At 70.8% G+C, this 26809-nt stretch carries 23 protein-coding genes; 9 read left to right on the top strand and 14 right to left on the bottom strand.

Features of this window, described 5'->3' with window-relative positions; all coding sequences use genetic code 11:
* Positions 1-7: 7 nt before the first annotated feature.
* Positions 8-1609: an amidohydrolase gene (locus tag F9C11_RS28380; RefSeq protein WP_409180413.1), complete on the bottom strand. Its 1602-nt coding sequence runs from the start codon at positions 1607-1609 to the stop codon at positions 8-10.
* A gap of 121 nt (positions 1610-1730) precedes the next feature.
* Between F9C11_RS28380 and F9C11_RS28385 the strand changes: the two genes are divergently transcribed.
* Positions 1731-3119, top strand: coding sequence for a KamA family radical SAM protein (locus F9C11_RS28385; protein WP_409180414.1), 1389 nt, complete (start codon positions 1731-1733; stop codon positions 3117-3119).
* Between the two features lie 253 nt (positions 3120-3372).
* Here F9C11_RS28385 and F9C11_RS28390 read toward each other — a convergent pair whose 3' ends face one another.
* The 3 genes from F9C11_RS28390 to F9C11_RS28400 all read right to left on the bottom strand — a co-directional run bounded on the left by F9C11_RS28390 (position 3373) and on the right by F9C11_RS28400 (position 5966).
* Positions 3373-4083 (bottom strand): type 1 glutamine amidotransferase domain-containing protein, encoded by a 711-nt coding sequence (locus F9C11_RS28390; protein WP_409180415.1) that lies wholly within the window; start codon positions 4081-4083, stop codon positions 3373-3375.
* A 289-nt stretch (positions 4084-4372) separates the two neighbouring features.
* On the bottom strand, positions 4373-5302 hold the full coding sequence (locus F9C11_RS28395) for an acetoacetate decarboxylase family protein (RefSeq protein WP_409180416.1): 930 nt from the start codon (positions 5300-5302) through the stop codon (positions 4373-4375).
* An 88-nt stretch (positions 5303-5390) separates the two neighbouring features.
* Positions 5391-5966, bottom strand: a complete 576-nt coding sequence (locus tag F9C11_RS28400) for a TetR/AcrR family transcriptional regulator (protein ID WP_409180417.1) — start codon at positions 5964-5966, stop codon at positions 5391-5393.
* Between the two features lie 71 nt (positions 5967-6037).
* Between F9C11_RS28400 and F9C11_RS28405 the strand changes: the two genes are divergently transcribed.
* The 3 genes from F9C11_RS28405 to F9C11_RS28415 all read left to right on the top strand — a co-directional run bounded on the left by F9C11_RS28405 (position 6038) and on the right by F9C11_RS28415 (position 8697).
* The gene (locus tag F9C11_RS28405) at positions 6038-7246 is read left to right on the top strand and encodes a saccharopine dehydrogenase family protein (protein ID WP_409180418.1); all 1209 of its coding nucleotides are present in this window, start codon (positions 6038-6040) and stop codon (positions 7244-7246) included.
* 333 nt (positions 7247-7579) lie between these two features.
* Positions 7580-8500, top strand: a complete 921-nt coding sequence (locus F9C11_RS28410) for an NAD-dependent epimerase/dehydratase family protein (protein WP_409180419.1) — start codon at positions 7580-7582, stop codon at positions 8498-8500.
* Between the two features lie 71 nt (positions 8501-8571).
* A complete protein-coding gene (locus F9C11_RS28415; RefSeq protein ID WP_409180420.1) occupies positions 8572-8697 on the top strand; it encodes a hypothetical protein in 126 nt (41 codons plus the stop codon).
* 153 nt (positions 8698-8850) lie between these two features.
* Here F9C11_RS28415 and F9C11_RS28420 read toward each other — a convergent pair whose 3' ends face one another.
* Together F9C11_RS28420 and F9C11_RS28425 are read right to left on the bottom strand one after the other, a co-directional pair.
* On the bottom strand, positions 8851-9315 hold the full coding sequence (locus F9C11_RS28420) for an MSMEG_6728 family protein (RefSeq protein ID WP_409180421.1): 465 nt from the start codon (positions 9313-9315) through the stop codon (positions 8851-8853).
* An 83-nt stretch (positions 9316-9398) separates the two neighbouring features.
* A complete protein-coding gene (locus F9C11_RS28425) occupies positions 9399-10259 on the bottom strand; it encodes a MerR family transcriptional regulator (RefSeq protein WP_409180422.1) in 861 nt (286 codons plus the stop codon).
* A gap of 153 nt (positions 10260-10412) precedes the next feature.
* Between F9C11_RS28425 and F9C11_RS28430 the strand changes: the two genes are divergently transcribed.
* Positions 10413-10847 carry a hypothetical protein gene (locus F9C11_RS28430; protein WP_409180423.1) on the top strand — a complete coding sequence of 145 codons (435 nt, stop codon included), beginning with the start codon at positions 10413-10415 and terminating at the stop codon, positions 10845-10847.
* 210 nt (positions 10848-11057) lie between these two features.
* Here F9C11_RS28430 and F9C11_RS28435 read toward each other — a convergent pair whose 3' ends face one another.
* Together F9C11_RS28435 and F9C11_RS28440 are read right to left on the bottom strand one after the other, a co-directional pair.
* A complete protein-coding gene (locus tag F9C11_RS28435; RefSeq protein ID WP_409180424.1) occupies positions 11058-12362 on the bottom strand; it encodes an erythromycin esterase family protein in 1305 nt (434 codons plus the stop codon).
* 78 nt (positions 12363-12440) lie between these two features.
* Positions 12441-12731, bottom strand: a complete 291-nt coding sequence (locus tag F9C11_RS28440; protein WP_409180425.1) for a DUF4235 domain-containing protein — start codon at positions 12729-12731, stop codon at positions 12441-12443.
* 201 nt (positions 12732-12932) lie between these two features.
* On the opposite strand from F9C11_RS28440, the gene F9C11_RS28445 reads away from it, so the two are divergent.
* The 3 genes from F9C11_RS28445 (at position 12933) to F9C11_RS28455 (ending at position 18152) form a co-directional block, all read left to right on the top strand.
* Positions 12933-13757 (top strand): hypothetical protein, encoded by an 825-nt coding sequence (locus F9C11_RS28445; protein ID WP_409180426.1) that lies wholly within the window; start codon positions 12933-12935, stop codon positions 13755-13757.
* Positions 13758-13786: 29 nt separating this feature from the next.
* Entirely contained in the window at positions 13787-16855 is a 3069-nt protein-coding gene (locus tag F9C11_RS28450; protein ID WP_409180427.1) for a BTAD domain-containing putative transcriptional regulator, read from the top strand.
* 82 nt (positions 16856-16937) lie between these two features.
* Positions 16938-18152, top strand: a complete 1215-nt coding sequence (locus F9C11_RS28455; protein ID WP_409180428.1) for a cytochrome P450 — start codon at positions 16938-16940, stop codon at positions 18150-18152.
* 105 nt (positions 18153-18257) lie between these two features.
* Here F9C11_RS28455 and F9C11_RS28460 read toward each other — a convergent pair whose 3' ends face one another.
* The 5 genes from F9C11_RS28460 to F9C11_RS28480 all read right to left on the bottom strand — a co-directional run bounded on the left by F9C11_RS28460 (position 18258) and on the right by F9C11_RS28480 (position 24191).
* A complete protein-coding gene (locus tag F9C11_RS28460) occupies positions 18258-18857 on the bottom strand; it encodes a TetR/AcrR family transcriptional regulator (RefSeq protein WP_409180429.1) in 600 nt (199 codons plus the stop codon).
* A gap of 31 nt (positions 18858-18888) precedes the next feature.
* The gene (locus tag F9C11_RS28465; RefSeq protein WP_409180430.1) at positions 18889-19959 is read right to left on the bottom strand and encodes a hypothetical protein; all 1071 of its coding nucleotides are present in this window, start codon (positions 19957-19959) and stop codon (positions 18889-18891) included.
* The gene (locus F9C11_RS28470; RefSeq protein ID WP_409180431.1) at positions 19956-21416 is read right to left on the bottom strand and encodes an FAD-dependent oxidoreductase; all 1461 of its coding nucleotides are present in this window, start codon (positions 21414-21416) and stop codon (positions 19956-19958) included. Before F9C11_RS28470 ends, F9C11_RS28465 begins: the two co-directional genes overlap by 4 nt.
* A gap of 79 nt (positions 21417-21495) precedes the next feature.
* The gene (locus F9C11_RS28475) at positions 21496-22701 is read right to left on the bottom strand and encodes an amidohydrolase family protein (RefSeq protein ID WP_409180432.1); all 1206 of its coding nucleotides are present in this window, start codon (positions 22699-22701) and stop codon (positions 21496-21498) included.
* Positions 22698-24191 (bottom strand): peptide MFS transporter, encoded by a 1494-nt coding sequence (locus F9C11_RS28480; RefSeq protein ID WP_409180433.1) that lies wholly within the window; start codon positions 24189-24191, stop codon positions 22698-22700. The genes F9C11_RS28475 and F9C11_RS28480 overlap by 4 nt, the downstream gene beginning before the upstream one ends.
* 179 nt (positions 24192-24370) lie before the next feature.
* Here F9C11_RS28480 and F9C11_RS28485 point away from each other — a divergent pair, with 179 nt between their 5' ends.
* Positions 24371-25297, top strand: coding sequence for an Lrp/AsnC family transcriptional regulator (locus tag F9C11_RS28485; RefSeq protein WP_409180434.1), 927 nt, complete (start codon positions 24371-24373; stop codon positions 25295-25297).
* Positions 25298-25302: 5 nt separating this feature from the next.
* Here F9C11_RS28485 and F9C11_RS28490 read toward each other — a convergent pair whose 3' ends face one another.
* Positions 25303-26754 carry an amidase gene (locus F9C11_RS28490; protein ID WP_409180435.1) on the bottom strand — a complete coding sequence of 484 codons (1452 nt, stop codon included), beginning with the start codon at positions 26752-26754 and terminating at the stop codon, positions 25303-25305.
* Between the last annotated feature and the right edge of the window lie 55 nt (positions 26755-26809).

Consider the following 26809-nt stretch of genomic DNA (forward strand, 5'->3'; position numbering starts at 1 on the left):
CGGAACTCTAAGCGGCCGGTGTGAACTCGTCGTAGATGACCGTGCCGCCGCGGACCGTGCGCAGGCAGCGCGGCAGCGGCGTGCCCGGCTCCAGCCTGGGCAGCGGCGGCACGCCCGACCGCGGGTCGGTGGACCAGCGCTGCACGCGGCTGTCCGCGGTGGCGACGACGAGGTCGGCCGCGTCCCAGATCGCGTAGTGCGCGGGCGCGCCCGGGACGAGGCTGCCGGTGACGCCGTCGTTGACGCCCGCCGCGCGGTGTCCGGCGCGCGTGTGCGCGGTGAACGCGGCGCGCGCGGAGAGGCGGGCTTCGGGCGTGTGGTGATGCACGGCCGCGCGTACGGCGGCCCACGGGGCGACGGCGGTGACGGGAGCATCGCTGCCGAACGCGAGCACGACTCCTTCGGCAGCCAGCTGCGCGAACGGGTTCAGCGCTGCCGCGCGGGCGCCGAGCCGTTCGGAGTACATGCCGGAGTCGCCGCCCCAGGCTTCGTCGAACAGCGGCTGCACGGACGCGACGACGCCCCATCCGGCGAGGGCGCGCGCCTGGTCCGCGGTGACCATCTCCAGGTGCTCCAGCCGGTGGTGCCGCGCGGCGAGGGCACGCTGGCCGACCTGCTTCTCGGCGAGCCGGAACCCTTCGACCACTTCGCCGGCCGCGGCGTCGCCGATGACGTGGAAGCCCGCCTGCAGCCCGGCTTCGGTGCAGGCGACGAGGTGGTCGGCGATCACGGCGGCGTCGGCGTACAGGGAGCCGGAGGTGCCGGGGTCGTCGGAGTACGGCGCGGTGAGGGCCGCAGTGCGCGAGCCGAGGGCCCCGTCCACGAAAAGGTCTCCGGCCACGCCGTGCGCGCCGAGGCGGCGGGCGGTGTCGAGGCCGTTCAGCTGGCCCCAGTAGCCGACGACCTCGGGCAGCGCCGGATCGGCCAGCGCCAGGAGGTCGGCGAAGTCTTCCTCGCCGGAGATGTCCGGGCCCGCGCATTCGTGCACCGACACGATCCCGCGCGCGGCGGCCGTCTCGAGGAACGCGCGCTGGGCCGCCTGGCGCTGCGCCCGGGTGACCGCGTCCCGGGCCGCGCCGCGGACCAGGTGGTGCGCCGCGCGGGTGAGCGGGCCGTCGGCGGACCATCCGGCGGCGGACTCGACGCCGGGGGCGAGTTTGACGAGCGCGCTCGAGACCAGTGCGGAGTGGACGTCGACGCGGCTCAGGTAGACGGGAGTGTCGCCCGCGGCGTCGTCCAGTTCGGCGCGGCTGGGCAGCCGCTGCTCGGTCCAGGACGACTCGTCCCAGCCGTGCGCGAGCAGCACCTGCCCGGGAACGACGGCCCCGCGCACCGCGGCGAGCAGTTCGGCGGAGCCGCGGACGGCGGTCAGGTCGAGGCCGGTCAGGTGCAGCCCGGTGGAGGTGGCGTGCACGTGCGCGTCCACGAACGCCGGCGCGACGAACGCCCCGTCCAGGTCGACGACCTCGGCGTCCGGATGCAGCGCGCGGGCCGGAGCGTCCTGGCCGACCCACACCACGGTGCCGCCGGAGACCGCCATCGCGGTGGCGTCCGGCGAGGACGGGGTGTAGACGCGGCCGCCGAGCAGGAGCGTGGTGCTGTCGTTCACTCCCCGAGTCTCCCGCCTGGTCTTCCAAGCAGGACAGACCGGGTCATCCTGCAGAAAGATTTACGGTCGACTAACGTTATGGCAGGATATTTTCACGCGTTCCCGACGACTAGGAGTACAGATGACTGCGATCCAGGAACCTGTGCCGACTGCCGCCGCCTTCGACCAGCCGTACGAGTACGTCCGCGCCGAGTTGGTGGAACCCGACTGGCGCCGCTTCCCCGGCTGGCACGACGTGACCGAGGCAGAGTGGCGGGACGCCCAGTGGCAGCGGGTGCACTGCGTGCGCAACGTCAAACAGCTGCGCGCCCTGATGGGCGACCTGCTGGAGGAGCGGTTCTACGAGGACCTGCTCGCCGACCAGCGGGAGATGGCCACGATGTCGATGCTGCTGCCGCCGCAGATGATCAACACGATGGCCCCGCACGCGGGCACCGACCCGGCGAAGGTCACCGAGGCGTTCTACGCCGACCCGATCCGCCGCTACATGCTCCCGGTCCGCAGCGACCGGCACGCGGTGTGGCCGAGCCACCCGCACGCGGAACGCGACTCGCTGCACGAGGCCGAGATGTGGGTGGTCGAGGGGCTCACCCACCGCTACCCGACCAAGGTGCTGGCCGAGATGATCTCGACCTGCCCGCAGTACTGCGGGCACTGCACCCGGATGGACCTCGTCGGCAACTCGACCGAACAGGTCGAGAAGCACAAGCTCGCGCTCAAGCCGGTCGACCGCCAGGACGCGATGATCGACTACCTGAAGCGCACCCCCGGAGTCCGCGACGTGGTCGTGTCGGGCGGCGACGTGGCGAACGTGCCGTGGCCGCAGCTGGAGTCGTTCCTGATGCGCCTGATGGACATCGAGACCGTGCGCGACATCCGGCTGGCCACGAAGGCCCTCGCGGCGCTCCCGCAGCACTGGCTGCAGCCGAAGGTCACCGAGGGCTTGCAGCGGGTCGCGCTGACAGCCCAGGCGCGCGGGGTGAACCTGGCGATTCACACGCACGTGAACCACGCGCAGTCGGTGACGCCGTTGGTCGCGGAAGCGGCCCGGACGGCATTGCAGGTGGGGGTGCGGGATGTGCGGAATCAGGGCGTGCTGATGCGCGGGGTCAATGCGACTCCGGCCGAGCTTCTGGACCTTTGCTTCGCGTTGCAGGGCGAGGCCAATATTCTGCCGTATTACTTTTACATGTGCGACATGATTCCCAATGCGGAACACTGGCGGGTGGCCGTTTGGGAAGCGCAGGAATTGCAGCACTCGATCATGGGGTATTTGCCGGGGTACGCGACGCCGCGGATCGTGTGCGACGTGCCGTATGTCGGGAAGCGGTGGGTGCACCAGCTGGCCGAGTACGACCGGGATCTGGGGATTTCGTACTGGACCAAGAATTACCGGACCGGGATCGAGCACGAGGACCCGGAGGCGTTGCAGCGGAAATACCCGTATTACGACCCGATCCAGACTCTGCCCGAGGCCGGGCAGAAATGGTGGGCCGAACAGCCCCGCTGACTCGAACACAGGATTTCGAGCGCTTGCCCGCAGCAGGGCGACGGATCCCGCAAGCGGCTGACCGTCGCGGGATCCGCGCCCTGCCGCGGGGGAACCGCCCTCAAAGCGGTGCGGCGTCGCCGTCGGTTTTGAGCTGCGTCCGCACCAGCCTGCACGGCCTCGGTGATGGCCAGGCGTCGGCCGGTGCGCGACCTGTCGGCCAGATGTCCCTCGACGACGAGTTGCCGACGGCGTTCCGCGGAACGAACGCGTCTCAGGGGTGGGCCTGCGACGTGTTGCCGGCGAGGGCCTCGACGACCTTTCGCGCCGTGGCCTTGGCCGAGCCCGGGTTCTGGCCGGTGACGAGGTTGCCGTCGGTCACGGTGTAGGAGACGAACGGCAGCTTGGCCTTCTCGTAGAGCGCGCCGCGCTCTTTCGCGCGTTCCTCGGCGTTGTAGGGCACCAGCTTGTCGACGCGGGCGAGCACCTCTTCCCGCCAGGCGAAGCCGGTCAGGTGCTTGCCCGCGATGAGGTAGGAGCCGTCGGAGAGCCGGGTGTTGAGCAGGCCGCAGTAGCCGTGGCAGACCGAGGAGACGATGCCGCCGCGCTCGTAGATCTCGCGGGTGATGCGCTGCAGGCCCTGGGAGTCGGGGAAGTCGTACATCACGGCGTGGCCGCCGGTGAAGTAGACGGCGTCGAAGTCTGCGGAGTCGATCTCTTCGGGACTCTTCGTGGTCGCGAGGAGATCCATCTTCGCGGGGTCGGCGCGCCAGGCCTTGGCGGTCTTGTCGTAGCTCGGGAACTTCAGCGACCGCGGCTCGAGCGGCGCGGCCCCGCCTGCCGGGCTGACCAGGGTCTGGGTGAAGCCCGCCTCGTCGAACACGTGCCAGGCGTGCGTGAGCTCGGACAGCCACAGCCCAGTGGCGTGGGACGGATCGTCGTAGTGTCCGACGTTCGTGACGACGTGGAGGACGCGTTTGGTCATGGCTGATCTTCCTTCATCCGGGGGCGGACGGCGAACCGTCGCGGCTTTGTGGTCATCGGACGCCCGGTGCCCGCAGCGCCCAGGCGCATGGCCCGGGTGCGTTCGACGAACGCGTCGTGGATCTTGTCGGCGACGTAGAGCCGCTCCCCCGCGCGATCTGGCGCCCGCTGGCGGTGGTGCCGGTGAACATCAGGTAATCCGCGCCGGACAGGAGCTTGTTTCCGATGGCGCTGCCGCGGCCGATCACCAGTCGACGCGGCTGCCGATCGTGGTGGTCGTCTCGTACTCCTCAGCTCCGGTCCTGGACGGAGGTGGGCACTGGCAGGTGCAGTGCCAGCTGTCCTTCGGTGGCGACGTCGAGCCGGATCGTCCGGATCGGCTTCAGCGAGCGGAGGTCCTCGCTTATCCGGCCCTCGCCGAGCCGCAGGTCAAGGCCGCGGGGGAACCGCGCGGCTCCCGAGGACAGCAGGTTGATCTGGCTGGTCGTGGAGTGCCAAGCGCCGTCGATCGTGGTGTAGGAGGTCAGGGTCGAGACGTGCTCGCCGGTCCGCCGGGCGGTCTGCTTCGGGGTGGGCGCCGAGAGGGCGAGGTCGAGGCCGCCCTGGTCGTTGGCGACCCGGAAGGAAGTGCGCTGGGGGTCGATGTCGACGTCGAGCCGGGTGACCCACTTGGGGAAGCCGTAGCCGTCGTGGCCGCGCACCTGCGCGATCTCGGTGCTGACCGGAAGCGAGAGCACGTAGGAGTGCAGGGAGTCGTTCTTGAGCCCGGCGACCAGGTCGAGGAAGCCGAGCCCGCCGCCGTGCCGGGCCGGCTTGACGGCGATGCCGACGGCGGCCTCGGTGTAGAAGTCGATGTCGCACACGTCGTACCGGAAGGCCATCGCCGAGACGATCCCGAGCCCCGGGGCGATCTCGAGCGGGTCCAGCTCCTGGGGCAGGCGGGCCCGGATGGCTTTCGCCGGCGCGAGCATCGTGAGCCGGGCCGTGGAGATGCGGTAGTAGAAGTTCGGCGTCAGCGTCGGTCCGATGCGCGAGTCCACGCGGGTTTTCGGCATCCGGCGGAAGAAGTCGACGCTGCTGACCCGCGGGTCCCGCGCGACCTCGTCGAGGTCGGTGTCCATCCGGAACCGGTCGTAGAGGCCGCCTTCGGGGACGGTGACCAGACGGCCTCCGAGGTCGACCTCCACGATCCGGTCGGTCAGCTTGCCGGTCGATGCCATGAGCGCTCTCCTCCGATGTAAGCAGCGTTAACACCGAGGGTTGCACGGCATGTGAGCACTGTCAACAACGGGTGCCGCGGGCCACGCGTCAGGGGCTGACCGACGCGATCGCGAGGAAGGCGCCGCGCACCCGCTCGGCGACCTCCTCGTCCGATGCTGCCTGCAGTTTGCCGTCGAGGTACAGGCAGGCCAGCCCGTGCGCGAGCCCCCAGCCGCCCGACGCCAGAGCCGACGCGTCCGCCTCGGGGAAGACCCGGTCGAGGGCCGCGGCCAGCAGCTCGTGCAGGGCGTCGGCGGCTTTGACCCGCTCGTCGTCCGCGTCGTCGCACGGCTTGCCGAACATCACGCGGAAGAGAGCCGGGCGCCGCAGTGCGAAGGCGACGTAGGCGACCGCGAATTCGGCCAGGTCCGAAAGCGAGGCAGGCGGGCGGCCCCCGTCGCCCAGGTCCGACAGCAGGTCCCGGAAACCCTCGGCGGCCAATGCGGACTCCAGCGCGTCGCGGTCCTTGAAATGGCGGTACGGCGCCGTGGGCGACACGCCGGCCCTGCGCGCGACGGCGCGGAGCGAGAAGGGCTCGCCAGCCTCGAGCATCTCCATCGCGGCCGACAGCAGCGCCGCCCGAAGGTCGCCGTGATGGTAGCCGCCCTTCTCCGAAGTTGACATCGCTTACTTCACCCTTCTACGCTGCGGTTAGCACTGTAAACATAGCGCACTTCCGGAGGAGCCGAGATCCGATGGACCCACGCCCGAACCCGCGCCCCTTCGACGTCGTGCTCTTCGGAGCCACCGGCTTCACCGGCGGACTGACCGCCGAGCACCTCGCCGCCCGTCTCCCTTCCGGGGCGAGGCTGGCCCTCGCCGGACGCAACCGGGCCAAGCTGGAGGCCGTCCGCGGCCGTCTCCTCCGGAGCGACCAGCAGCTGGAGGACATCGCGCTCCTCCACGCCGACTCCTCGGATCCTCAGTCCCTGTCCCGCGTCGCCGAGTCCGCCCGGGTCGTGATCACCACGGTGGGCCCGTACCTGGAGCACGGCGAACCGCTCGTGGCCGCCTGTGCCGCGGCCGGCACGGACTACGTCGACCTCACCGGCGAGCCCGAGTTCGTCGACCGGATGTACGTCGAGCACCACGCGACGGCCGAGCGGACCGGCGCCCGCCTCGTCCATGCCTGCGGCTTCGACTCGATCCCGCACGATCTCGGCGCGCTCTTCACGGTCCAGCAACTGCCGTCCGGCGTGCCGGTGACCCTCCGGGGAGTGGTCCGCACGAACGCCGCCATCTCCGGCGGCACGCTGCACTCCGGTCTCGGCCAGTTGTCGCGACCGCGTGCCATGCTGCGGGCCGCGTCCGAACGCCGTCGGCTCGAGCCGCGACCGCGGGGACGCCGGGTTCGCGCCCGCATCGGCCACCCCCATCGCGACCGCGTGCTCGGGACCTGGCTGATCCCGTTGCCCACGATCGACCCCGACGTCGTCCGGCGGTCCGCGCTCGCTCGCCCGGATTACGGGCCCGACTTCGCCTACTCCCACTACATCGGGGCCCGGCGCGTCGCGACCGTCGCCAGCGCGCTCGCCGGCTTCCCCGCCATCCTGGCCGCAGTGCAGATCCCTCCCCTGCGCCGCGCCATCGGCCGACGCATCCCGCAAGGCGAGGGCCCGTCGGCGGAGCGACGCGAGCGCGCCTGGTTCACCGTCGACTTCGTCGGCGAGGGCGGCGGCGAGACCGTCCACACCCAGGTCAGCGGTGGAGACCCCGGCTACACCGAGACGGCGAAGATGCTGGCCGAATCGGCGCTGTGCCTCGCCTTCGACGACAACCCGCCCACCGCCGGCCAGGTCACCACCGCGACCGCGATGGGCGAGAACCTGCTGCGCCGGCTCCAGGACGCCGGCATCAGCTTCACCGTGCTCACCTCGACGACGGCGACCCGTGGCGGACGCTGACAAGGGTGGCGCCAGCCCGCCGATCGTCCTGATCTCGCCGGCGATGGCGATCGGCTCCGGCTACTGCCAGCCGCTGGTCGCCGAGTTCGAGCGGCGCGGGTGGCAAGCCCGGGCGCTGTGGCGGCGGAGGTTCGAGCCGACGCGAGGACTGGGCCTACCGCGACGAGATCGACGACATCGCACAGGCAGTCTCCGCGGCGCGGGCAGAGTCGCCCGGGTGGCCAGTTTCTCGGCCCCCGGCCTCGGTGGTCGACCGCATCGTCATCCGGTGGCGCGACGCTGCTCGCGACTGAGCGGCCGTCCACACGCCCCCATCACTTCAAGGAGACCCGAATGCAGACCGTTCTCGGTGCCGGCGGACCGATCGCCGACGAGCTAGTGCACGAGCTCTACCGCAACCACACCAAGGACATCCGCCTCGTCAGCCGCAAGCCGTCGCCGGTCAACGACACCGACGAGCTGGTGGCCGCGGACCTCACCGATGCCGAGGCCGCCAGCCATGCGGTCGTGGGCAGCGAGATCGCCTACCTCACCGTAGGTCTGCCCTTGGACTCGCAGCTGTGGGAGCGGCAGTTCCCCGTCATCATGCGCAACGTCATCGACGCCTGCGCCGAACACGGGACGAAGCTCGTCTTCTTCGACAACACCTACATGTACCCCGGAACGCCAGTACCCCAGACCGAGTCGACCGCATTCGCACCGGGCGGTCGCAAGGGGCAGGTCCGCGGCGAGCTCGCCACGATGCTACTCGAGGCGATCCAGGCGGGCCGGGTCGAGGGCCTCATCGGCCGCGCTCCCGAGTTCTACGGGCCCGGCCGGACCAAGAGCTACACGAATACGCTGGTGTTCGACCGGATCAGGGCGGGCAAGCGGCCGTTGGTCCCGGTCAACGCGCACGCCAAGCGCTCCCTGATCTGGACCCCCGACGCGAGCCGGGCGCTGGCCCTGCTCGGCAACACCCCGGATGCTTACGGCCAGACGTGGCATCTGCCGGTCGACCCGAACCGGCTGTCCTACGCCCAGCTCGTCGAGCTCGCCGCGGAGGCGACCGGCCGCAAGATCGGTTACACGGTGCTGCCGATGCTCGCCTTCCGCCTCGGGCGCCGCTTCGTCAAGCCGCTCGACGAGATGTACGAGCTGCTCGTCCGCTACCGCGACGACAACATCTTCGACAGCTCGAAGTTCGCGGCCCGCTTCCCCGATTTCCGGACCACCGCCTATCGCGAGGGAGTGGAGCGGATCCTCGTCGGCTGATTTTGACCGCATCGTCGCCGAGGTCGCGGCACCTGCGACGTGCAGCCCCGTGATCGATTCCTTAGCTCCGGGTGCGGAGTCGGCCGCACCTGCTCGAACAGAAGGTGCGGGTGACCGGAACCGACGCCTGGAGCTGGGACGCGCCGTTCTCGTTCACCGCCGAGCGCTACGCCCGCGACCATGACGCCTTCCCGTAATCGGGCCAGACCTCGAGCGAGGCGGGCAAAACTGTCACGGGGAGCAGTGTGCCGGACCTTCGGCCGTTCCCATGGGACTCGCGGTCGCGCGGAGCTTCTGGAAGCACGCGAAGGCTCGGCAAGCTCGCCGGGTCCCGACGCCCCGCACCTTGCTCACCCCGCGCGGTCGGAAGCAGGCCAGACGTAAGGCAGATCCGGCGACACGTCCGGAAACCAACGCCGGTAGTGCGCGGGGTCCTTGCGGACAAGGGCGGCTTGATGGCTGCGGTGCACGTCCGGTTCGCCCAGCCAGGGCGGGAGTTCGCCGGTCCGGGCGAGTTCGGCTTGGCAGCGGGCTTCGGGGATTCCGGCGGCGGCGAGGTCGGCGGCGATGGTGGCGGCGCAGGTGTCCGCGCCGCCTCGTTCGCGCCAGGCGTGGCAGATGTCGATTCCGTACCGAGCGACTGCTTCGGCATATCCGCGCCACATCGCGACGGCCGGGTGGTGTTGCCAGCCGTACCCGGGCCGGGTGAGGGCTCGCACGACCTGGAGCGCTTCCACTCGTTGTTTGCCGAGGCGGCGACGGTCGAGAACGCGGGCGGTGGCGGCGAAATCGGGATAGGGCAAGAACGTCTGCATCCGTTCGCTCCTCCGGGAGCTCGGTCGGCCGGGAGCGCCGTCGCTTCCCATCGTGCGCCGAGCGCAACGGTCTTGCAACGGGATCAGCGCACGCGCTCGCCGATGGCCGCGACAGCGGAGGGGAGATCGCCGACCCACGGGTCGATCCGGTGGGCCAGCGGCGCCCAGCCGGGTCCGGCGAAAACGACCGGCGTGCCTGCCTGCCGCAGCCGGGCGGCGAGCAGGTCGTCGGCCGCGGGCGCCGACCGGGCCCAGAGCACGACGAGCGGCGGGGCCAGTTTCGCGGCGAGATCGACGGTGGCCTCGGCGGGAGCCGCCGGGCCGCAGGAGAGCGCCGGAACGCCGTTTTCCAGCAGGGCCGCGCGCAGTGCGTCGACCGGAAGCGAGTGCCGTTCGGCCGGGCAGCACGCGAGCAGGACCGGTCGCCCGCCGGACGGCGGGCGGCTGCGGGAGAACCGTTCGAAGGCCTGCGCGATCTCGACGGCCAGCAGCCATTCGACGCCGAAGCAGCTGTCCCCGGCCTGCCAGCGGTCCCCGAACCGGCGCAGCAGCGGCTGGAAGACCCCGGTCCAGGCCCCGCTGGCGCCGAGATCGGCGATCGTGTCGTCGAGCAGCGCCGCGAGCGCGTCCGGCCGCAGGGACTCCGCCGCGCCGGCCAGGTCGTCGACGCGCTCGTCCGCGGGGACGCCGGCCCGCCGGACGGCCTCCGCGAACGCCGTCGCGGCGGCTTCCCGGGGCCGGATGCCGCTCTCGATCAAGCGGCGCATGTGCTGCAGCCGGCGGACGTCGAGATCGGTATACCGGCGCTGCCGGCCGCGGGTCTCCGGGCCGATCCCGTAGCGCGCGCTCCAGCTGCGGAGGGTGACCGGAGAGACCCCGAGCAGCTCGGCAACCTTGCCGGGCGGCCAGGCCCCGGCGGTCGTCTCCGCCGTGCGCGCGTCCATCCGCCACCATCCGTTCCCCGCCGCCGGGCCCGCGTCCGGGTCCGGCGAACGGCGAGTTTAACGAACGATTTCCGGGGTACCGGCCGCCGTCGTGTCGACATCCCCTTCCCGGCATGCAACGGTTGTGCAACGACGTCCCGGAAGGAGCCCGCGATGCCTGATTCCGCTCAGCCCGACCCGGCCACCGTGGCCGCGGCCGGCAAGGTCAGCGAAGCGCTGGAAACCGTCGAACGCGCCCGCGGGCACCTGTACGCGTTCCACCAGCTGACCGGCAGCGCCGACCTCGCCCTCGACGACGCCGTCCGGCTGCTGCGCGAGGCAGGCCATCCCGCGTGGGCCGACCGGATCAGCACCGAGCTCATCGGCCTCAACGTGCTTCCGGACCGCTGGACCTTCCAGGTCCTCGAGGAGTACGACGACGGCTATTACCGGGTCTTCACCACGCTCGAGCGCGACATGCGCGCGGCACTCACCCACGGCCGTCGGCACCTGGCGGAAGAAAGCATGAAACGCCGCCGCCGCACCGCCGGACGGGCCGGGCACGAACAGGGCGCGCCGACCACCGCGCCAGTCGAAGAAGCAAGTTGACCGAGCATTCTCGGCCTGAAAGCGACGGGCGTCCGGCGATCGGTCTCGCGATGCCCGGTCCGGCTGAACGAGCGAGTGAGGGACTTCGCGCAGGTAGGGGCAGTACTCGGCCAACGAGCTGTGGTTGGCCCGTTCGGCCCTCGCGCAAAGCGGTCCGACGAGCAGAATCCGTGCGGCGAAACAGTTCCCAGGCGCAGTTCCGGGACTCTCCTACAGCCCGCTCGGATACGTCTCGGCCTCCGCCATCGGGACCAGCTCGTCCTCCAGCGGGTGCAAGGGGGTCAGCGCGCTGCTGGAATCGCAGTGCACGAAGGCGTCGTAGCGGCGGGCCGCGACAGTGGGCACGTAGTGGTTGCGGTCGGAGTCCGGGCGGTAGACCACGCCGATCGCGCGGTGGCCGCGAAGCTGGTCGGCCCAGCCGGAAGGCTCGTCCGGGAACAGGAAAAGCGTGTCGTCGGCGGGAATGGCCTCGTGCAGCAGCCCTTCGAGGCTGTTCTCCCGCGCCGGAGGGACCGGTACCCGCCGCGGGGACGCGCCCCAGCGTTCGCCGGCGAGCACCGAACCTCGGTGGGTGCCGAATCCGACCGCCACGACGCCTTCTCGGGCGTGCCGTTCGCGCACCAGCTGGCCGAGGTTGAGCATTCCGGCCGCGGCCATGTCCGTGGCTCGCGCGTCCCCGATGTGGGTGTTGTGCGCCCACACCACGGCTTTGGCGTGGGGGCCGTATGCGCGCACGAGCCGGTCGAGGGTGTCGGCGAGGTGCCGGTCTCGGACGTTCCACGATCGCCGGTCGCCGCGCACCAGTTCGCGGTAGTAGCGCTCCGCTCCGGCCACCACCTCGGCGTTCTGCCGGGCGACGAAGCCCGCGTCGAGACCGAGCGGCGACGAGCCGTCCCTCGCGTGGCGCAGCTCGGCCAGCAGTGCCACGACCTCGTCCTGGCAGCCGTCCGGCACGATCGCGCTGGCGCGCGCGTACTGCTGCGGCTGCTGCGCGTACGGCTCGAAACAGCGCCACGCGGCCAGCGCGCGGTTTACCTGTTCCGGGCGATGTTCCCGCAGGTAGTCGAGCACCGCGCGCAAGGAGTCCCAGAGGCTGTAGACGTCGAGGCCGTGGAACCCGACCGGCGGGTGCCCGGCGGAGCGGGCCGTGTTGAATTCCCGCAGCCAGCGCGCGAACTCGACGACTTCCTCGTTGGCCCACATCCACCGCGGCCACCGGTCGAACTCCCACAGCACCTGCGCGGGATCCTTCGGGACGCCCGGCGCGCCCGAGACACAGCAGTGCAGCCGGTGGCAATCCGGCCAATCGCCCTCCACCGCGACGAAGGAGAAGCCCTGTTCGGCGATCAGCCGCCGGGTGATTTCCGCGCGCCACCGGTAGAACTCCGAGGTGCCGTGCGACGCTTCGCCGAGCAGCACATAACGAGCGCCGCCGATCCGGTCCAGCAGCGGCTCCAGCTCTCCCGGCTCGTGCAACGGCACCGCCGCCCGGCGAACCTCGTCCACCTCGTCCATCTGGCCCTCTTCCTCGCACGGCGCACTCTCCGGGTATCCGTTGCGCGCCCCCGGCACACCTGCCGCGTCCGGCGGATCTCAGCCCTTGCCGTGCTTGGCGGTGTCCCCGGGCCACTGGCCGGTGAGCTTGTCGTAGCCGGTCGCGCCGCCGCGGTCGACAGCCGCCTTGACCAGGCCGAAGATCGCCCCCTGGATCGACGCCGCCAAGAGCACCTCGCCCCAGCCCCGGTCTTTCTGCGTCGGGGTGGGCGCCTTCTTGGTGCCGGAGATCAGCTTCCACACTCGTTCGAACGCCGCGTTGGCGGCCAGACCGCCGAGCACGCCGAACACCATGCCCATCGGCCGGTACATCAGCTTGTTGACGTTCACGTTCACCGTTCCCTTCGCACCAGCTTCCACAACAGCGTCTTCAAGCACTACCCGCGAGCGACCGGGGGTATGCGCGGTTTGGCGTCCGACACAGGTGCTGACACGCGCGTCTCCCCCGCGTCTGAGCCGTGACAGCCGCGTGTCCGTCGAGCAGGCGAATGTGGTCCCCACGAACCACTGAGCCAGCCGAGGAGACCGAAAATGTCCGCTTTCCCCACCCCGAACCCCATCACCGCCGCCCTCACCACCGCCGGCGCCCGCGTCCGGATCAGCGCGGGCGAGCGCACCGAGACCGTCGTGCGAGTGCAGCCCGTCGACGCGGCCAACTCCGTCGACGTGAAGGTCGCCGAGAAGACCAAGGTCGAGTTCGCCGACGGCGTGCTGGCTGTCAAGACGACCAAGTCCGGCCGCCAGACCGGCTCCGTCGAGATCGCGATCGAGCTGCCCGCCGGGTCCAAGCTCGTTCTCAACACCGCGTGGACCGAGGTGCGGGCGGACGGCCGCCTCGGCGACTGCGAGGTCAACATCGGCTCCGGCCAGGTGCAGCTCGACCGGGTCGCGGCGCTGCGCGGCAACCTCGGCGCGGGCGGGCTCGCGGTCGGGCACGTCGCGGGCGACGCGGTCATCGAGGGCAGCACGGCTGGCCTGCGGATCGGCGAAGCCGACGGCGACGTCCGCTACCAGGGCACCGGCGGCGAGGTCTGGATCGGCCACGCCCGGTCCGACGTCGACCTCGGCGGGTCGAACGGCAGCTTCGACATCGGCACCGCCGACGGCAGCGTCGTCGCCAAGGCCGCGCACTGTCCAATCCGGATCGGGCGGGTCACGGGCGGCCAGGTGGAGCTGTCGAACGCGGCCGGTGGGATCGAGGTCGGCGTCAGCGCGGACATCGCCGCCGACGTGGACGCGAAGAGCACGAAGGGCACCGTGCGCAGCACACTCGGCACGCCGGATCGTCCCCGCGGCACGCTCAAGGTCCACGCTCGTACGCGGCACGACGACATCGTCCTCTATTCCGCTGCCTGACCACCCGATCGGATGGCAGGATCGGGCGGGTGCAGATCAAGATCCTGGGTCCGTTCGAGGTCCGCGACGGCGACGTGGCCGACGTTCCGGGCGCGCGGTTGCGCGGACTTCTCGTCGCCCTCGCGCTCCGGCCGGGCCAGGTCGTCCCGAGGGCGGCGCTGATCGACTGGATCTGGGGCGAGCATCCGCCGGCCGACGCCGCGAATGCCTTGCAACGCCTGGTTTCCCGGCTGCGCAAGGCATTGCCGGGCGCGGTGGTCGAAGGGGTGACCGACGGGTACCGGCTGGCGGTCGACGCGGACGCGGTCGACGCGGTGCGCTTCGAACGGCTCGTCGCCCAGGCCCGGGAAGACCGCGGGCCTGGGCGGCTGCGCGAAGCGCTGGAGCTGTGGCGCGGTCCGGCGATGCAGGACGTCGGCTTGCAGGACAGCGAGGCGTTCGAAGCGGCGGCCACGCGGCTGGAAGCCTTGCGGTTGGCGGCGTTGGAAGACCGGTTCGAAGCGGAGCTCGACCTCGGGCGCGGCGCGGACCTCGTCTCGGAGCTGACCGACCTCGTCGCCGCGCATCCGGTGCGGGAAAGGCTCGTGGGCGCGCTGATGCGAGCGCTCGCCGCCGCGGGCCGCAATACCGAGGCGCTGCAAGCGTTTCAGCGCATCAGGGAAACACTGGCCGACGAGTTGGGTGCCGACCCGTCGCCCGAACTGTCCGCGTTGCACGTCGCGTTGCTGCGCGGCGAGGTCGGACGGCGCGAAGAGAACCGCAAGACCAACCTGCGCGCCGAGTTCACCAGCTACGTCGGCAGAGAAGCCGATGTCGCCGCAGTCCGCGACCTGGTGTCCCGCCATCGGCTCACCACCCTGACCGGACCCGGCGGCTCCGGAAAGACCAGGCTCGCCACGGAAACCGCCCGCACGCTGGTCGACGGCCTGCACCACGGCGCGTGGCTGGTGGAGCTGGCCGCCGTCGGGAGCGGCGACGACGTCGCGCAGGCCACGCTGTCCGGGCTCGGCCTGCGCGACGCGCTGCTCGGCGAAGCGTCGCCCTCCGACCCGGTGGAGCGGCTGGTCTCCGCGGTCCGCGACCGCGAAACCTTGCTGGTGCTGGACAACTGCGAGCACGTCATCGAGTCCGCGGCCGCCCTCGCGCACCGGCTGCTCGGCGAGTGCCGCGGATTGCGGATTCTCGCGACGAGCCGCGAACCGCTGGGGATCACTGGAGAGGCGTTGTGGCCGGTCGAGCCGCTCCCCCGGGCTGAGGCCGTCCAGCTGCTGCGGGATCGGGCGACGGCAGGCCGGCAGGACCTCGCCGACGACCGGACGCTGTCTCGGATCTGCACCGCGCTGGACGGGATGCCGCTCGCGATCGAACTGGCCGCGGTCCGGCTCCGCACGATGTCCGCCGAGCAGCTCGCGGACCGCCTCGACGACCGGTTCCGGCTGCTGACCGGCGGCAGCCGCACCGCGCTGCCCCGGCACCGGACGCTGCGCGCGATGGTCGACTGGAGCTGGGAACTGCTCAGCGACGGCGAACGGCTCGTGCTGAGCAGGCTCTCGGTGTTCGCCGGCGGCGCGAGCCTGGAGGCGGCGGAACGGGTCTGCGCGGGAGAGCTGGTCGACGAGTACGAAGTGCTCGACCTGCTCGCCGCGCTGAGCGACAAGTCCCTGCTCGTCGCGTTCGGCGAAGGCGCGCCGCGCTACCGGATGCTCGGCACGATCAAGGAGTACGGCGCCGCCCGGCTCGCCGAAGCCGGGGAGACCGAGCTGGCCCGGCAGGCACATCTCGCGTACTTCACCGAACTGGCCGAAAACGCCGAACCCCGCCTGCGCCGCGGCGAGCAACTGGAGTGGCTCGCCGTCCTCAACGCAGAGCACGACAATCTCGTCTCGGCGATGCGCGGCGCGCTCGCGGCCGGAGACGCGCACGCCGCGATGCGGCTCGCGGCGGCCTGCGGCTGGTACTGGTGGCTGGTGGGCCGCAAGGCCGAGGGCATGGAGCTGATCGCCGCCGCGATCGCCACCCCCGGCGAGGTCCCCGACGACATCAGGGCCATCGTGTACGCCCTGACCTCGATGTTCGTCACCTCCGGCCCCGGCGACATGCCCGAAGCCGCGAAGTGGATCCACCAGGCGTACGAACTCGGCGAGCACGGCCGGCACCGGCACGCGGCGCTGCGGCTGGTGGTGCCGCTGGAGATGATGCTCGGCGACCCGGACGCGCTGCAGCCGGCCTGGGAGTCGCTGCTGGACGACGAGGACCCGTGGGTGCGCGCGCTGTCCCGGCTGCATCTCGGGAAGCTGCGGATGATGCTCGGCCAGGACTGCGAATCCTGGTTCGACGAAGCCTTGGTCGAGTTCCGGGTGCTCGGGGAACGGTTCGGCATCTCGTTCGCGCAGACCGAACTCGCCGGCTGCCTCGCCATGCGCGGCGAGTTCGCCGAGGCCAACGAACACTTCGAGCAGGCGGTCTCGGTCGTCGCGGAACTGGACGCGCTGGACGACGTCGCCCAGCTGCGCATGCGGCAAGCCCGGCTGCATTGGCTCGCGGGAGACCATGACGCCTGCGCCGCCGCGGTCGCCGAAGCGGAACGGCTCGCGGAAGGCGTCACCTGGCCCGGGACGCTGGCCTCGCTCGCCTTGGTGCGCGCGGAACTGGCCCGGTGGAACGGAAACGCGCAGGAGGCCTTCGACCAGTTCGGCCACGCGATGAGCCTGCTGGGCGAGGAAGCGAAGCAACCGCATCTGCGAGCCGTGGCCCACGACCTGCACGCCTGGTTCGCCGCCGACCTCGACGAGGCGCGCGAACACCGTGCCGCCGCCTGCCGTGCCGCAGAGGAAACCGGACGCGCGCCGGAAATCGCGCGGGCGGTCGTCGGGGTCGCCGACCTGGCGCTGCGGCGCGCGCAATACGACCACGCCGCACGGCTGCTCGCGGCGAGCACGCGGGTGCTCGGCCGGAAAGACCTGTCCAACCCGGATGTAGTGCGAATCGAGCAGGAAGCGCGCCGCCACCTCGGCGACGAAGCGTTCGACCAGGCCGCTCGGGAAGGCGCGGCGGGGGTGTGGACCGAGCTGGTCACGGTGCCGCTGACGCGGGTCTGATCCCGTGTCAGCGCCGTGACGGCTTCGTGTCTGGCCTCCCGGCGATCGTGGTGACACCAAAGCCACCACGAAAGGATTTCCGATGAGCCAGCAGCTTTCCCCGGTCGACGGCCTGCCGATGGACCGCGACGCCGGCCCGTTCGACCCGCCCGCCGCGATCACCGCCCTGCGCGAGACCCGCCCGGTCAGCCCGATGCGCTTCCCGGACGGCCACGAGGGCTGGCTGATCACCGGATACGACGCGGTGCGCCAGGTCATGTCCGACGCCCGGTTCAGCAGCCGCCAGGACCTCGGCGTGGTCCACGTGCCGTACGAGACGCCGGGAATGCCGGTCGCCACCGAGCCGTCGCCGCAGATCCCCGGCCTGTTCATCAGCATGGACGCCCCCGACCACACCCGGTTGCGGCGCAAGCTCACCGGCGCGTTCACCGTCAAGCGGATGAAGCAGCTCGAGGACGGCATCGTCGCGATCACCGAACAGCAGCTGGACGCGGTCGCGAAGCTCCCGCAGCCGGTGGACCTCGTGCGGGAGTTCGCGCTGCCGGTGCCATCGCTGGTGATCTGCGAACTGCTCGGCGTCCCCTACGCCGACCGCGAGACCTTCCAATCGAACTCGTCGAAGTTCATGGAACGGGACGTGAACCTCGAAGACAAGATGGCCGCGTTCGGCGCGATGATGGGCTACCTGGGCCAGCTGTGCACGGACAAGCGCGCCGAGCCCGGCGAGGACATCCTGTCCGACCTCGCCCGCGACGAGGACCTGAGCATCGAAGAACTGACCGGCATGGCGTTCCTGCTGCTGCTGGCCGGACACGAGACCACCGCGAACATGCTGTCGCTGGGGGCCTTCGCACTGCTGGAAAACCCCGCGCAGCTGGCCGAACTGCGCGCCGATCCGACGCTGTTCCCGAACGCGGTGGAGGAGCTGATGCGGTACCTGTCGGTGGCTGACATCTTTTACCGCTACGCGACCGAGGACGTGGAACTCGGCGGGGAGACGATTCCGGCCGGTTCGACGGTGGTCGTGTCGCTGCTGGCGGCGAACCGCGATCCGCGGCATTTCGAGAACCCGGACACGATCGACCTGCACCGCAAGGTCCGCGGACAGGTCGCGTTCGGGCACGGGATCCACCAGTGCCTGGGACAGCAACTGGCCCGGATCGAAATGCGGGTCGGATTCGAGGGACTGCTGCGCCGCTTCCCCGGCCTGCGGCTGGCGGTTCCGGCTGGGGAGGTGCCGTTGCGGACGAACATGAACATTTACGGGGTGCATGAGCTTCCGGTTGCCTGGTCTTGACCGTCCACTTTGGAGCTCAGGAGCGTCCTCCCGGTGCGACGCGCGGGCAGCGGCAGCTACCCCAGCAACCGGATCCTCAGCGCCGATCGTGGACAGCCGACGCGATCACCCGCGCAGTGCCGGGCCGATCCAGCGGCGCACCATCCCCCGCAGTTCGTCGTCTGTCGCCGGGGGCGTCGACGGGTACTGCAGGAACGACATGAACAGCCGCATCAAGATCTCGGCCAGTTCCTGGAGTTCCTCGTCGGTGCGCACCCCGGCGGCGGACCAGTCCACCTCGGTGTCGCGCAGGATTCGCGCGCCCAGGGAGAAGGACGGCGGCGTCGCGGTTCCGGCGGTGAAATAGTCGGCTTCCCCGGCCTGCAGGAGAAGTCCGAGATATGGCTCGTCGGGCAGGCTGCGGACGGCGAAGACGACGGATTCCACGGCGACCTCGACCGGGCTGTCGAAGGTGGCCAGGTGCGCCCGCATCCGTTCGGCGAACTCCTCGGCTCCCGCGTGGGCGACGGCGCGCAGGATTTCGGCCAGGCTGGGGAAATAGCGGTAGACGGTCTGCCGGGTCACGCCCGCTTCCGCGGCGACGTGGGAGAGGTTGGCCTTGGCCAGCCCGGCGCGGTCGATGCACGCGATCGCCGCCTTCACGATCCGGCGGCGTGCCTCGTCCTCGGCGCCGGGCGGGTCGCCCTGCCATCCGTGGTACCCCATGGCGCCTATCGTCGCAGACGGGGACCGCGGGTCAGCGACGGACGGCTCGTTGCGCGACCAGCAGCAGACCGGCGGCGGCGAAGCACGCGAGCGCGTACGGGCCGCTTCCGATCGGGGAACCGGCGCTGGTGACGCCGTCCCGTGCGGCGAGGTAGGCGGGCAGTGCGCCGATCCAGAACACCGCCATTCCGCCTAGGTAGAGAGCGGGGTAGTACCGGCCGAAGGACGAAAGCGGCTCGTCGAGGCGAGCGGCGGAGCGCAGCTGTGCCACGACGATCCACACGCCGCCCAGCCAGACGAGGGCCAGTTCCGTGCCCAGCACCCACGCCTGCCCGGTGCGGTTGCCGTCTAACAGGCTCGCCGGGAGCCCGGCGACCGCCATGGTGAACGGGGTGAGGACGCCCGCGGCGAGGACTCGGGGCACCAGCGGCCAGCCGCGGCGCGGCGGGTTGCCGGTGAAACGGACCACCAGGTAGGTCATGGCCGCCATCGAGACCGAGGCGAACAGCAGCATGCTGGTCATCGGAACCGCGGCCAGCGCGGGCTGGTTGACGATGCGGTTGGCCGGATTCCACGCCCACCACTTCAGCTGCGGGCCCACCTGGTCGAACACCTCGTAGAAGACCTGGCAGGCGAACGCGACCGCGACCGAGCCGGCGAGCGGGCCGCGGCGGCGGAAGATCCCCAGCGACCGCACGAGTTCGTAGGCGAGCTGGCTGATCACCGGGTAGAACGCCACGATGTAGAGCGGCAGCCGGTCCCCCATGAACTGCACGGTGAACCGGTTGTGCGCGAAGATGAATCCGTACAGCCGGTCGAGCCCGAACCATTCGGGAAAATACAGCGGCGGTTCGGTGACGACGAGATAGACCAGCGAAGCCCACCACAGCGCCAGGTTGACCGGATCGCCCGCGCGGTAGCGGCGCACGGCGTGCCACAGCGCGAAAACGGCGCCGCCGACGATCAGCACTTCCAGCAACGGCATCGTCCAGTGCTCCAGGTCCCACGGCACCCGGACCGAGACCACCGGGCTGACCTGGTGGCAGTCGAAGCCGAGCTGCCGGGTGACCTCCGCCGCCTCCGGTCCGCAGGCGGCGCTCATCCCGCGACCGCGGCCGGCGAATAGTCCGTGGCGGGCGGCTCGGCCTGCGGGTCGAAGCCGAACGGCACCCGGTGCCTGCCCAGCACGGAGCGGACGCAGTAGCGCGCCAACCCGCCGAGCACGCGCGGATTGCGCATCATCTCGCTCAGCGACTCGTCGAGGTTGAACACCTTGGCGAAATGCTCGTCGACGACGTCGTCCTCCCGGGCGGCGCCGACGATCAGGCTGAACGCCGGCGCGGAAACGGCGGCGAGGAGACGGCGTTGCCACTTGGGCAGCCGTTCGGTGCCCTCCGCGCACTCGTAACCCCGGTCGCGGGCCATCGCCAGGGTCCACGGCACTTCGAGCAGACGGCGTTGCGCCCGCAGGAATCGCGCGCTGAAACCCGCGTCGAGACTGGTCGCGCGGGCCAGTTGCTCGCGCAGCAGCAGCGCGGAACTCGACGCGGAACTGATGCCCTGGGCGTAGAACGGATTGAACGCGCAGATCGAGTCGCCGACGAACGCCAGGCCTCGCGGCGGGTTCGTCCAGCGGTCGTAGCGCCGCCACCGGTTGCCGGTGGACCGGGTCAGGTGCACCTCCGAGGCCGGAGTGCACCGGTCCATCGCCGCGGCGAAGAGCGGCGTCCGCGTCCGCCGGGCCGAGGCCACGAAGGCGTCGGCCGTCCGCGGCATTTCCAGGCCCCACGAGCCCATGCACGCGATGACCCGGTCGCCCTCGATCGGGAAGAAGTTCACCAGGAACTCGTGCTCGGCGGGATGCCGGCCGCGGTCCTGGGTCGGCATCAGCACCAGATGCCGCCACCACCAGGACGCCGGGCGGCTCTCCGGCGGGGGCAGTTCGTACCAGCGCGACGTGTAGGTGACCTTGGCGTCGAGGGTCCGCACCTCCGGTTCCGGCCAGCCCGCCGCCACCAGCCAGTTCGCGACGGACGAACCGCGGCCCATCGCGTCCACGACGAAGTCGGCGTCCAGCCGCTCCTCGCCGCCGGGCGCGGCGATCTCGACTCCGGTGACCGCGCCGCCCGCGGTGGCCAGCCCGCGCACCGCGACCCGCTCTCGGAGGTCCACATTGGACAGCTCGCGCACCTTGTCCCGCAGCACGCGCTCGATGAGCACGCGCGAGCTGTAGACCATCGTCATCGCACTGCGCTTGCGTGCCGACCAGCCCTCCCGGTCCAGGTAGGCGGCGTCCATCGACGGCATCAGGTGCAGCCCGCCCGCCGCGACGAGGTCGTCCTCGAAGCCCGGGAAGAGCGCGGTGATCGCCCGGCGGCCCGAGTTCAGCAGGAAGTGCGGGTGCTTGCTCTGCGGCACGCCGCGCCGGTGCTCGGCCCCCTCCGGAAGCACGTCCCGCTCCAGCACGAGCACCCGCTCGAAGTACGGGGACAGCGCGCCGGCCGCGCACAGGCCCGCGACGCTTCCGCCGAGGACGACCGCGGTCTTGCCGAGCTTCATCCGAACCAGCTCCGCTCGTCGATCATACAAAGTTGGAGATAATGTATGAATGACGAGCCGGTGTGTCAATCGGCTCGGTTCACTCGCGGCCGGCCGCGTGCGCCAGCCGCCCGTCCTGGTACACCGCGAGGATCCGCTTGCCCAGGTCCCGCACGTCGAGAGGATCGCCGTCCACGACAACGAGATCGGCGCGCTTGCCGGGAGTCAGCGAGCCCAGCTCCGAGCCGAGGCCCATCAGGTTCGCCGCGGACAGCGTCGCGGCGTGCAACGCGTCCGCCGGACGCATGCCCTGTTCGACGAGAAGCTCCAGTTCCAGCAGGTTCTCCCCGTGCGGGTACAGCGGCGCGTCGGTGCCCATCGCGATCGGGACGCCTGCCTCGACCGCGCGCCGGACACTGCTTTCGGTGCGTTCCTTGATCTTCTCCACGATGTGGTCGGGATATCCGGCCCCGGCTTCGACCGCCTGCCGGAGACCGACTCCGGCGCTGAGAGTCGGGACCAGCCAGGTGCCCCGCTCGGCCATCATCTCGAGCGTTTCGTCGTCCAGGAAGTGGCCGTGTTCGATCGAGCGGACCCCGTTGCGGACGGCGGCCTTCGCGCCGTCGCCGTGCGCGTGGGCCATGACGTGCAGTCCCGCCGCCGCGGCCTCGGTCACCATCATGGCGATCTCGTCGTCCCGGAAGTGCGCGATCTTCGGCCCGGCGCCGCCGGACACGACTCCCCCGCTGGTCGCGGCCTTGATGACGTCGGCTCCGGCGCGGACCAGTTCCCGGACCTTGCGGCGGATCTCCTCCGGGCCGTCCACCACCACGGGCGGGCGGCCCGGGTGCGGCGGCAGCAGGTCCACCACGCAGGTCGAGGGCCACCACGGATCGCCGTGCCCGCCGGTCTGGCTCAGCATGTTCAGCGAAATCCGCATGCGCGGCCCGGCGATCAGGCCGCGTTCCTGCGCCACGCGCATCCCGAGGTCAGCGCCCGCGGCGTCGCGGACGGTGGTGACGCCCGCGGCCAGCGTCCGGGCCATGTTCCGCGCGCCTTCGTAGAACTGGAGCGAAAACGGCTGCTGCACGCTCTCGAACAGATCCGAACTCGTCATCGTGAGGTGCACGTGGCAGTCGATCAGCCCGGGCAGCACTCCCCGGCCGGTGCAGTCGACCTCCTCGTCGCCGTCGAGGCCGGTCCCGACGTCGACGATCCGGCCGTCCTCCACCGCCACGTCCGCCGGGTCCGCACAGCGAGACTCCGCGTCGAACAAGGTTCCGCCCCGGAAAACGACGCGCTTCACCGGCCCGCCGCCGCTTGCTCGTGGTCCATGGTGGACTCCCTTTTCGTTGCTTGCCGCCGGATGAGCGGAGCCAGTGCGAACAGCAGCAGGGCCAGTACGACCGCGCCCGCGCCGAGCGCGCCGAAGTAGCCCGCCGCCGAACGAGCGTCGTAGAACTTCACCAGCTGGGCGCCGATGCCTTGCCCGGCTGCGTTCGACGACAGCCACAACCCCATCGTCTGCGTCGCGAACGCCGCCGGTGCGAGCCTCGTCGTCGCGGACAGCCCGATCGGCGAGAGGCACATTTCGCCGACGGTGACCACCGCGAGACTTCCGGCCAGCCACAACGGATTCGTCTGTCCCGGATGCGCGGCCGGGACCACCAGCAGCAGGTACGAAAGACCGGCGATCGCCAGTCCCGCGGCGAATTTGTGCGCCGTCGACGGCGACCGGGGCGAACGGTCCAGCCGCAGCCACAGCATCGCGAACAGCGGGGTGAGCACGATCAGGACCAGCGAGCCGACCGACTGGAACCACGACGCCGGGATCGCGAACCCGAACGCGTCGAGATCGGTGCTTTCGCCCGCGTATTGCGCGATCACGGTCGCGCCCTGCTCCTGGATGCACCAGAACGCGACTGCCGCGACGAACATCGGAACGTAGGCGCGCACCCGGGCGCGCTCGGCCGCGGTGGTGCGCGGACTGCGCAGCATGACCGTGAAATAGCCGACCGGAAGCGCGATCGCCAGCACGCTGATGAGGTTGACGGCGACGTCGGCGTCGAGAACTCCGGTGCTGGCGGCCGCCGCGCCCAGCACGGCCAGCAGGGCGATTCCGGCGATCGCCGCGACGAGCCGCGGCCGCGGGATCTCGGCCAGCCGCAACGGGTTTTTCGGCCGGCTGCTCGCCGGGCTGAGCCGCCGCTGCGTCCGGAGGTAGACCAGGAGGCCGACCGCCATGCCGACCGCGGCGATCCCGAACCCGGCGTGGTAGTCGTAATCCTGGCCGACGGTGCCGACGACCAGCGGGGCGGCCACCGCGCCGACGCTGATGCCCATGTAGTAGATGCTGAACCCGGAGTCGCGCCGCGGATCGTCGGCCGCGTAGAGGTCGCCGACCGAGGAAGAAATCGACGGCTTCAGCAGTCCCGTCCCGGCGGCGATGAAGACCATCGAAGCGAACAGCGCGCCGGCGCCAGCCGGGACGGCCAGACAAATGTGCCCGCACATGATCAGGACGCCGCCGACGAGGGTGGTCTTGCGGTCGCCGAGCAGCCGGTCGCTGATCCAGCCGCCCAGGATCGCCGCCAGGTAGATCGCCGAACCGTAGACCGCGATCATCGGTTTCGCGCTCTCCGGCCGGAGCCCGAGTCCGCCGTCGGACAGCCGGTCGGTCATGTAGTAGAGCAGCAGCGCGCGCATGCCGTAGTAGGAGAACCGTTCCCACGCCTCGGCGAAGAACAGCCCCACCAGGCCGCGGGGCTGACCGAAGAACGCCCGTTCCGTCCCCATGCCCACCGCACCTTCCGCGTCGACCGCCGCTCCGATGGGAGCAGACGGTACCTCTGCCGGATGGGCGGAGCAATAGACGATTCGACTGTCTGATCTCTAGATGGCCGTCGCTTCGTCTGCGTTGTTGCGGTCGGATAAGCGGATTCGCCGATCGAGACGGGATCGGCTAGGTTCTTCCCGTGCGAGGGAACACCGACGACGTGGACGACCTGCTGATCCGGGCTCTGCAGGAGGACGGGCGCGCGTCGTTCGAAACGCTGGCCCGGCTGGTCGGGCTCGCCCGCTCCACCACCAAGGCGCGGGTGCAGCGGCTGATCGACGAGGGCGGGCTCCGGCTGGTCGGCGCGATCCATCCGGCGGTGTTCGGGCTCCATCAGCTCGGGCACGTGATCGTCGAGACCGAGGGCGCCGCCCGCCCGGTCGCCGAGCGGATCGCGGCGCTCAGCGAAACCTCGTTCGTCACCACGACCGCGGGCCGGTTCGCGGTCACCGCCGAACTGCGGGCCGCCGACCTGGAATCCTTCGCCCGGGGTCTCGCGCGCGTGCAGGCCGTTCCGGGCGTCCGGGCGGTGCAGACGATCACGTATCTGCGCGTCTGGAAAGACCCGTATTTCCCGCCGGGGCCGCTGGAAAGCCCGGGGCCGCTCGCCGGCCTCGAACTGGACGGCGTCGATCACACGCTGCTGGCCCAGCTGCGCGACGACGGCCGCGCGTCGTTCGCCGAACTGGCGAAAGCGACCGGGCTTTCGCCAGGAGCCGCGCGCGCCCGGGTGCTCCGGCTGATCGAGTCCGGCGTCGTCCACATTGGAGCGTTGGTGCGGCTCAGCCGTTCGACGCGCACGCACACCGTCGGTTTCGCGGTGCACACGACCGGCGACGCCGAACCGGTGGCCCGGCGGATCGCGGAGTTCGAGAACATCGACTGTTTCGCGACCGGAGTGGGATGGTGCAACGGAATCGGCAGCATCCAGGCACAGTCGCTCGACGAGGTGCTGGACACGCTCGAACGACTGCGGGAGCTGCCGGGCGTGCGCGCTGTCGAGTCCTGGAGCCACTTGCGGGCGGTCAAAGAGGAGAACGACCGCCCGCTCGCGAACGAGGAATAAGCCCGCTACTGCGGCGGCTGGAAACCGCCGATCCGCTCTTCCAGCAGTGCGGCCAGGCGCAACGGCGTCCGGTCTTCGAACATCGGGCCGACGAGCTGCACGCCCACCGGCAGCCCCTCCGGGGACAGGCCGGCGGGCACGGCGGTGGCGGGCAGGCCGGGCATGGTGGCCAGACCGGCCCAGACGAGCTGGTCGAAAAACGGGTACTCGACGCCGTCGATGTCGATCCGGCAGGCCAGCAGGTCGGGGTTGTGGTCGTGCGGGAACGCGGGCGTCGGCGTGACCGGGCAGACCACGGCGTCGAACTCGGCGAAGAACTGCCGCCAGCCGTGCCGGTGGAGTTCGCGGCGGTGGTTCAGCTGGAGCCAGTCGCGGTGCGTGAGCACCATTCCGCGCAACCGTGACGCGTCGAGGCTTTGGTCGTCCGGGCTCAGTCCGGCCGCGCGGGTCTGGAGTTGCTCGTACGCGTCGACCGGGAAACGCGCGACTGAGCCGGAGAACAGCAGCTGCGTGTAGAGCGTCGCGGCCTCTTCCAAGTCGGGCAGCAGCGGGCTGTGTCGTTCGACTTGGGCACCAGCGTCCGCGAGTGCGGCGGCGACTCGGTGCACCCCGGCTCGGACCGCGGCTCCGGTCGGGATGAACGGGTGGTCTTCGAGGATCAGGACCCGGCAGTCGCTCAGCTTCTCGTGGCGGGCGGGAGGGAGGGCCAGTTCGTGCGCCACGCCGTAGGTCAGCGGGTCCGGTCCGGCCATGACGTCGAGCAGGAGCGCGAGGTCGCGGGCGGTGCGCGCCATCGGGCCGACGACGGCGAGGTCCAGGTCGACCGGCAGGGCGGGGGTGTCGGGCAGGACCATTCCGCGGTTCGGCACCAGGCCGAGGGACGGTTTGTGCCCGTAAACGCCGCAGAAATGCGCCGGGGTGCGCAGCGAGCCGCCGATGTCGGAGCCGATGGACAGTGCGCCGAAGCCCGCCGCTAGAGCCGCTGACGATCCGCCGGAGGAACCGCCTGGCGTGCGGTCGTGGTCCCACGGGTTGTTGGTGGTGCCGTACACCGGGTTGGAACTCTGCAATCCTTGAAGCCCCAGAGGCACGTTGGTTTTGCCGAGGATGACCGCGCCCGCGGACTTGAGCCGCGCGACCTGGACCGCGTCCTCCGCCGGCCGGAAGCCCTGGTGCTCCGGCAGGCCCCAGGTCGTGGGCAGGCCGGCGACGTTGTAGCACTCCTTGACCGTCACCGGAATCCCGAGCAGCGGCCGGTCTTCGCCGCGGGCACGGGCCTGGTCGGCATCGCGGGCGGCGGCGCGGGCCCGGTCGAAATCCGGCACGCAGATCGCGTTGAGCGCCTTGTCTTCCCGCTCGATGCGGTCGATCGCCTCGTCGGTCAATTCCGCTGAGGACACTTCACCAGCATGCAAAGCGGCCGCGAGTTCTTCGGCCGAGTCAAAGTTCCGCTCCATGAATTCGACCGTAATGGACACTCGGCGGAGCCATAAAAACTGAATTCGCGCAACG

The sequence above is a fragment of the Amycolatopsis sp. VS8301801F10 genome (assembly GCF_046195355.1).
Lineage (GTDB): Bacteria > Actinomycetota > Actinomycetes > Mycobacteriales > Pseudonocardiaceae > Amycolatopsis.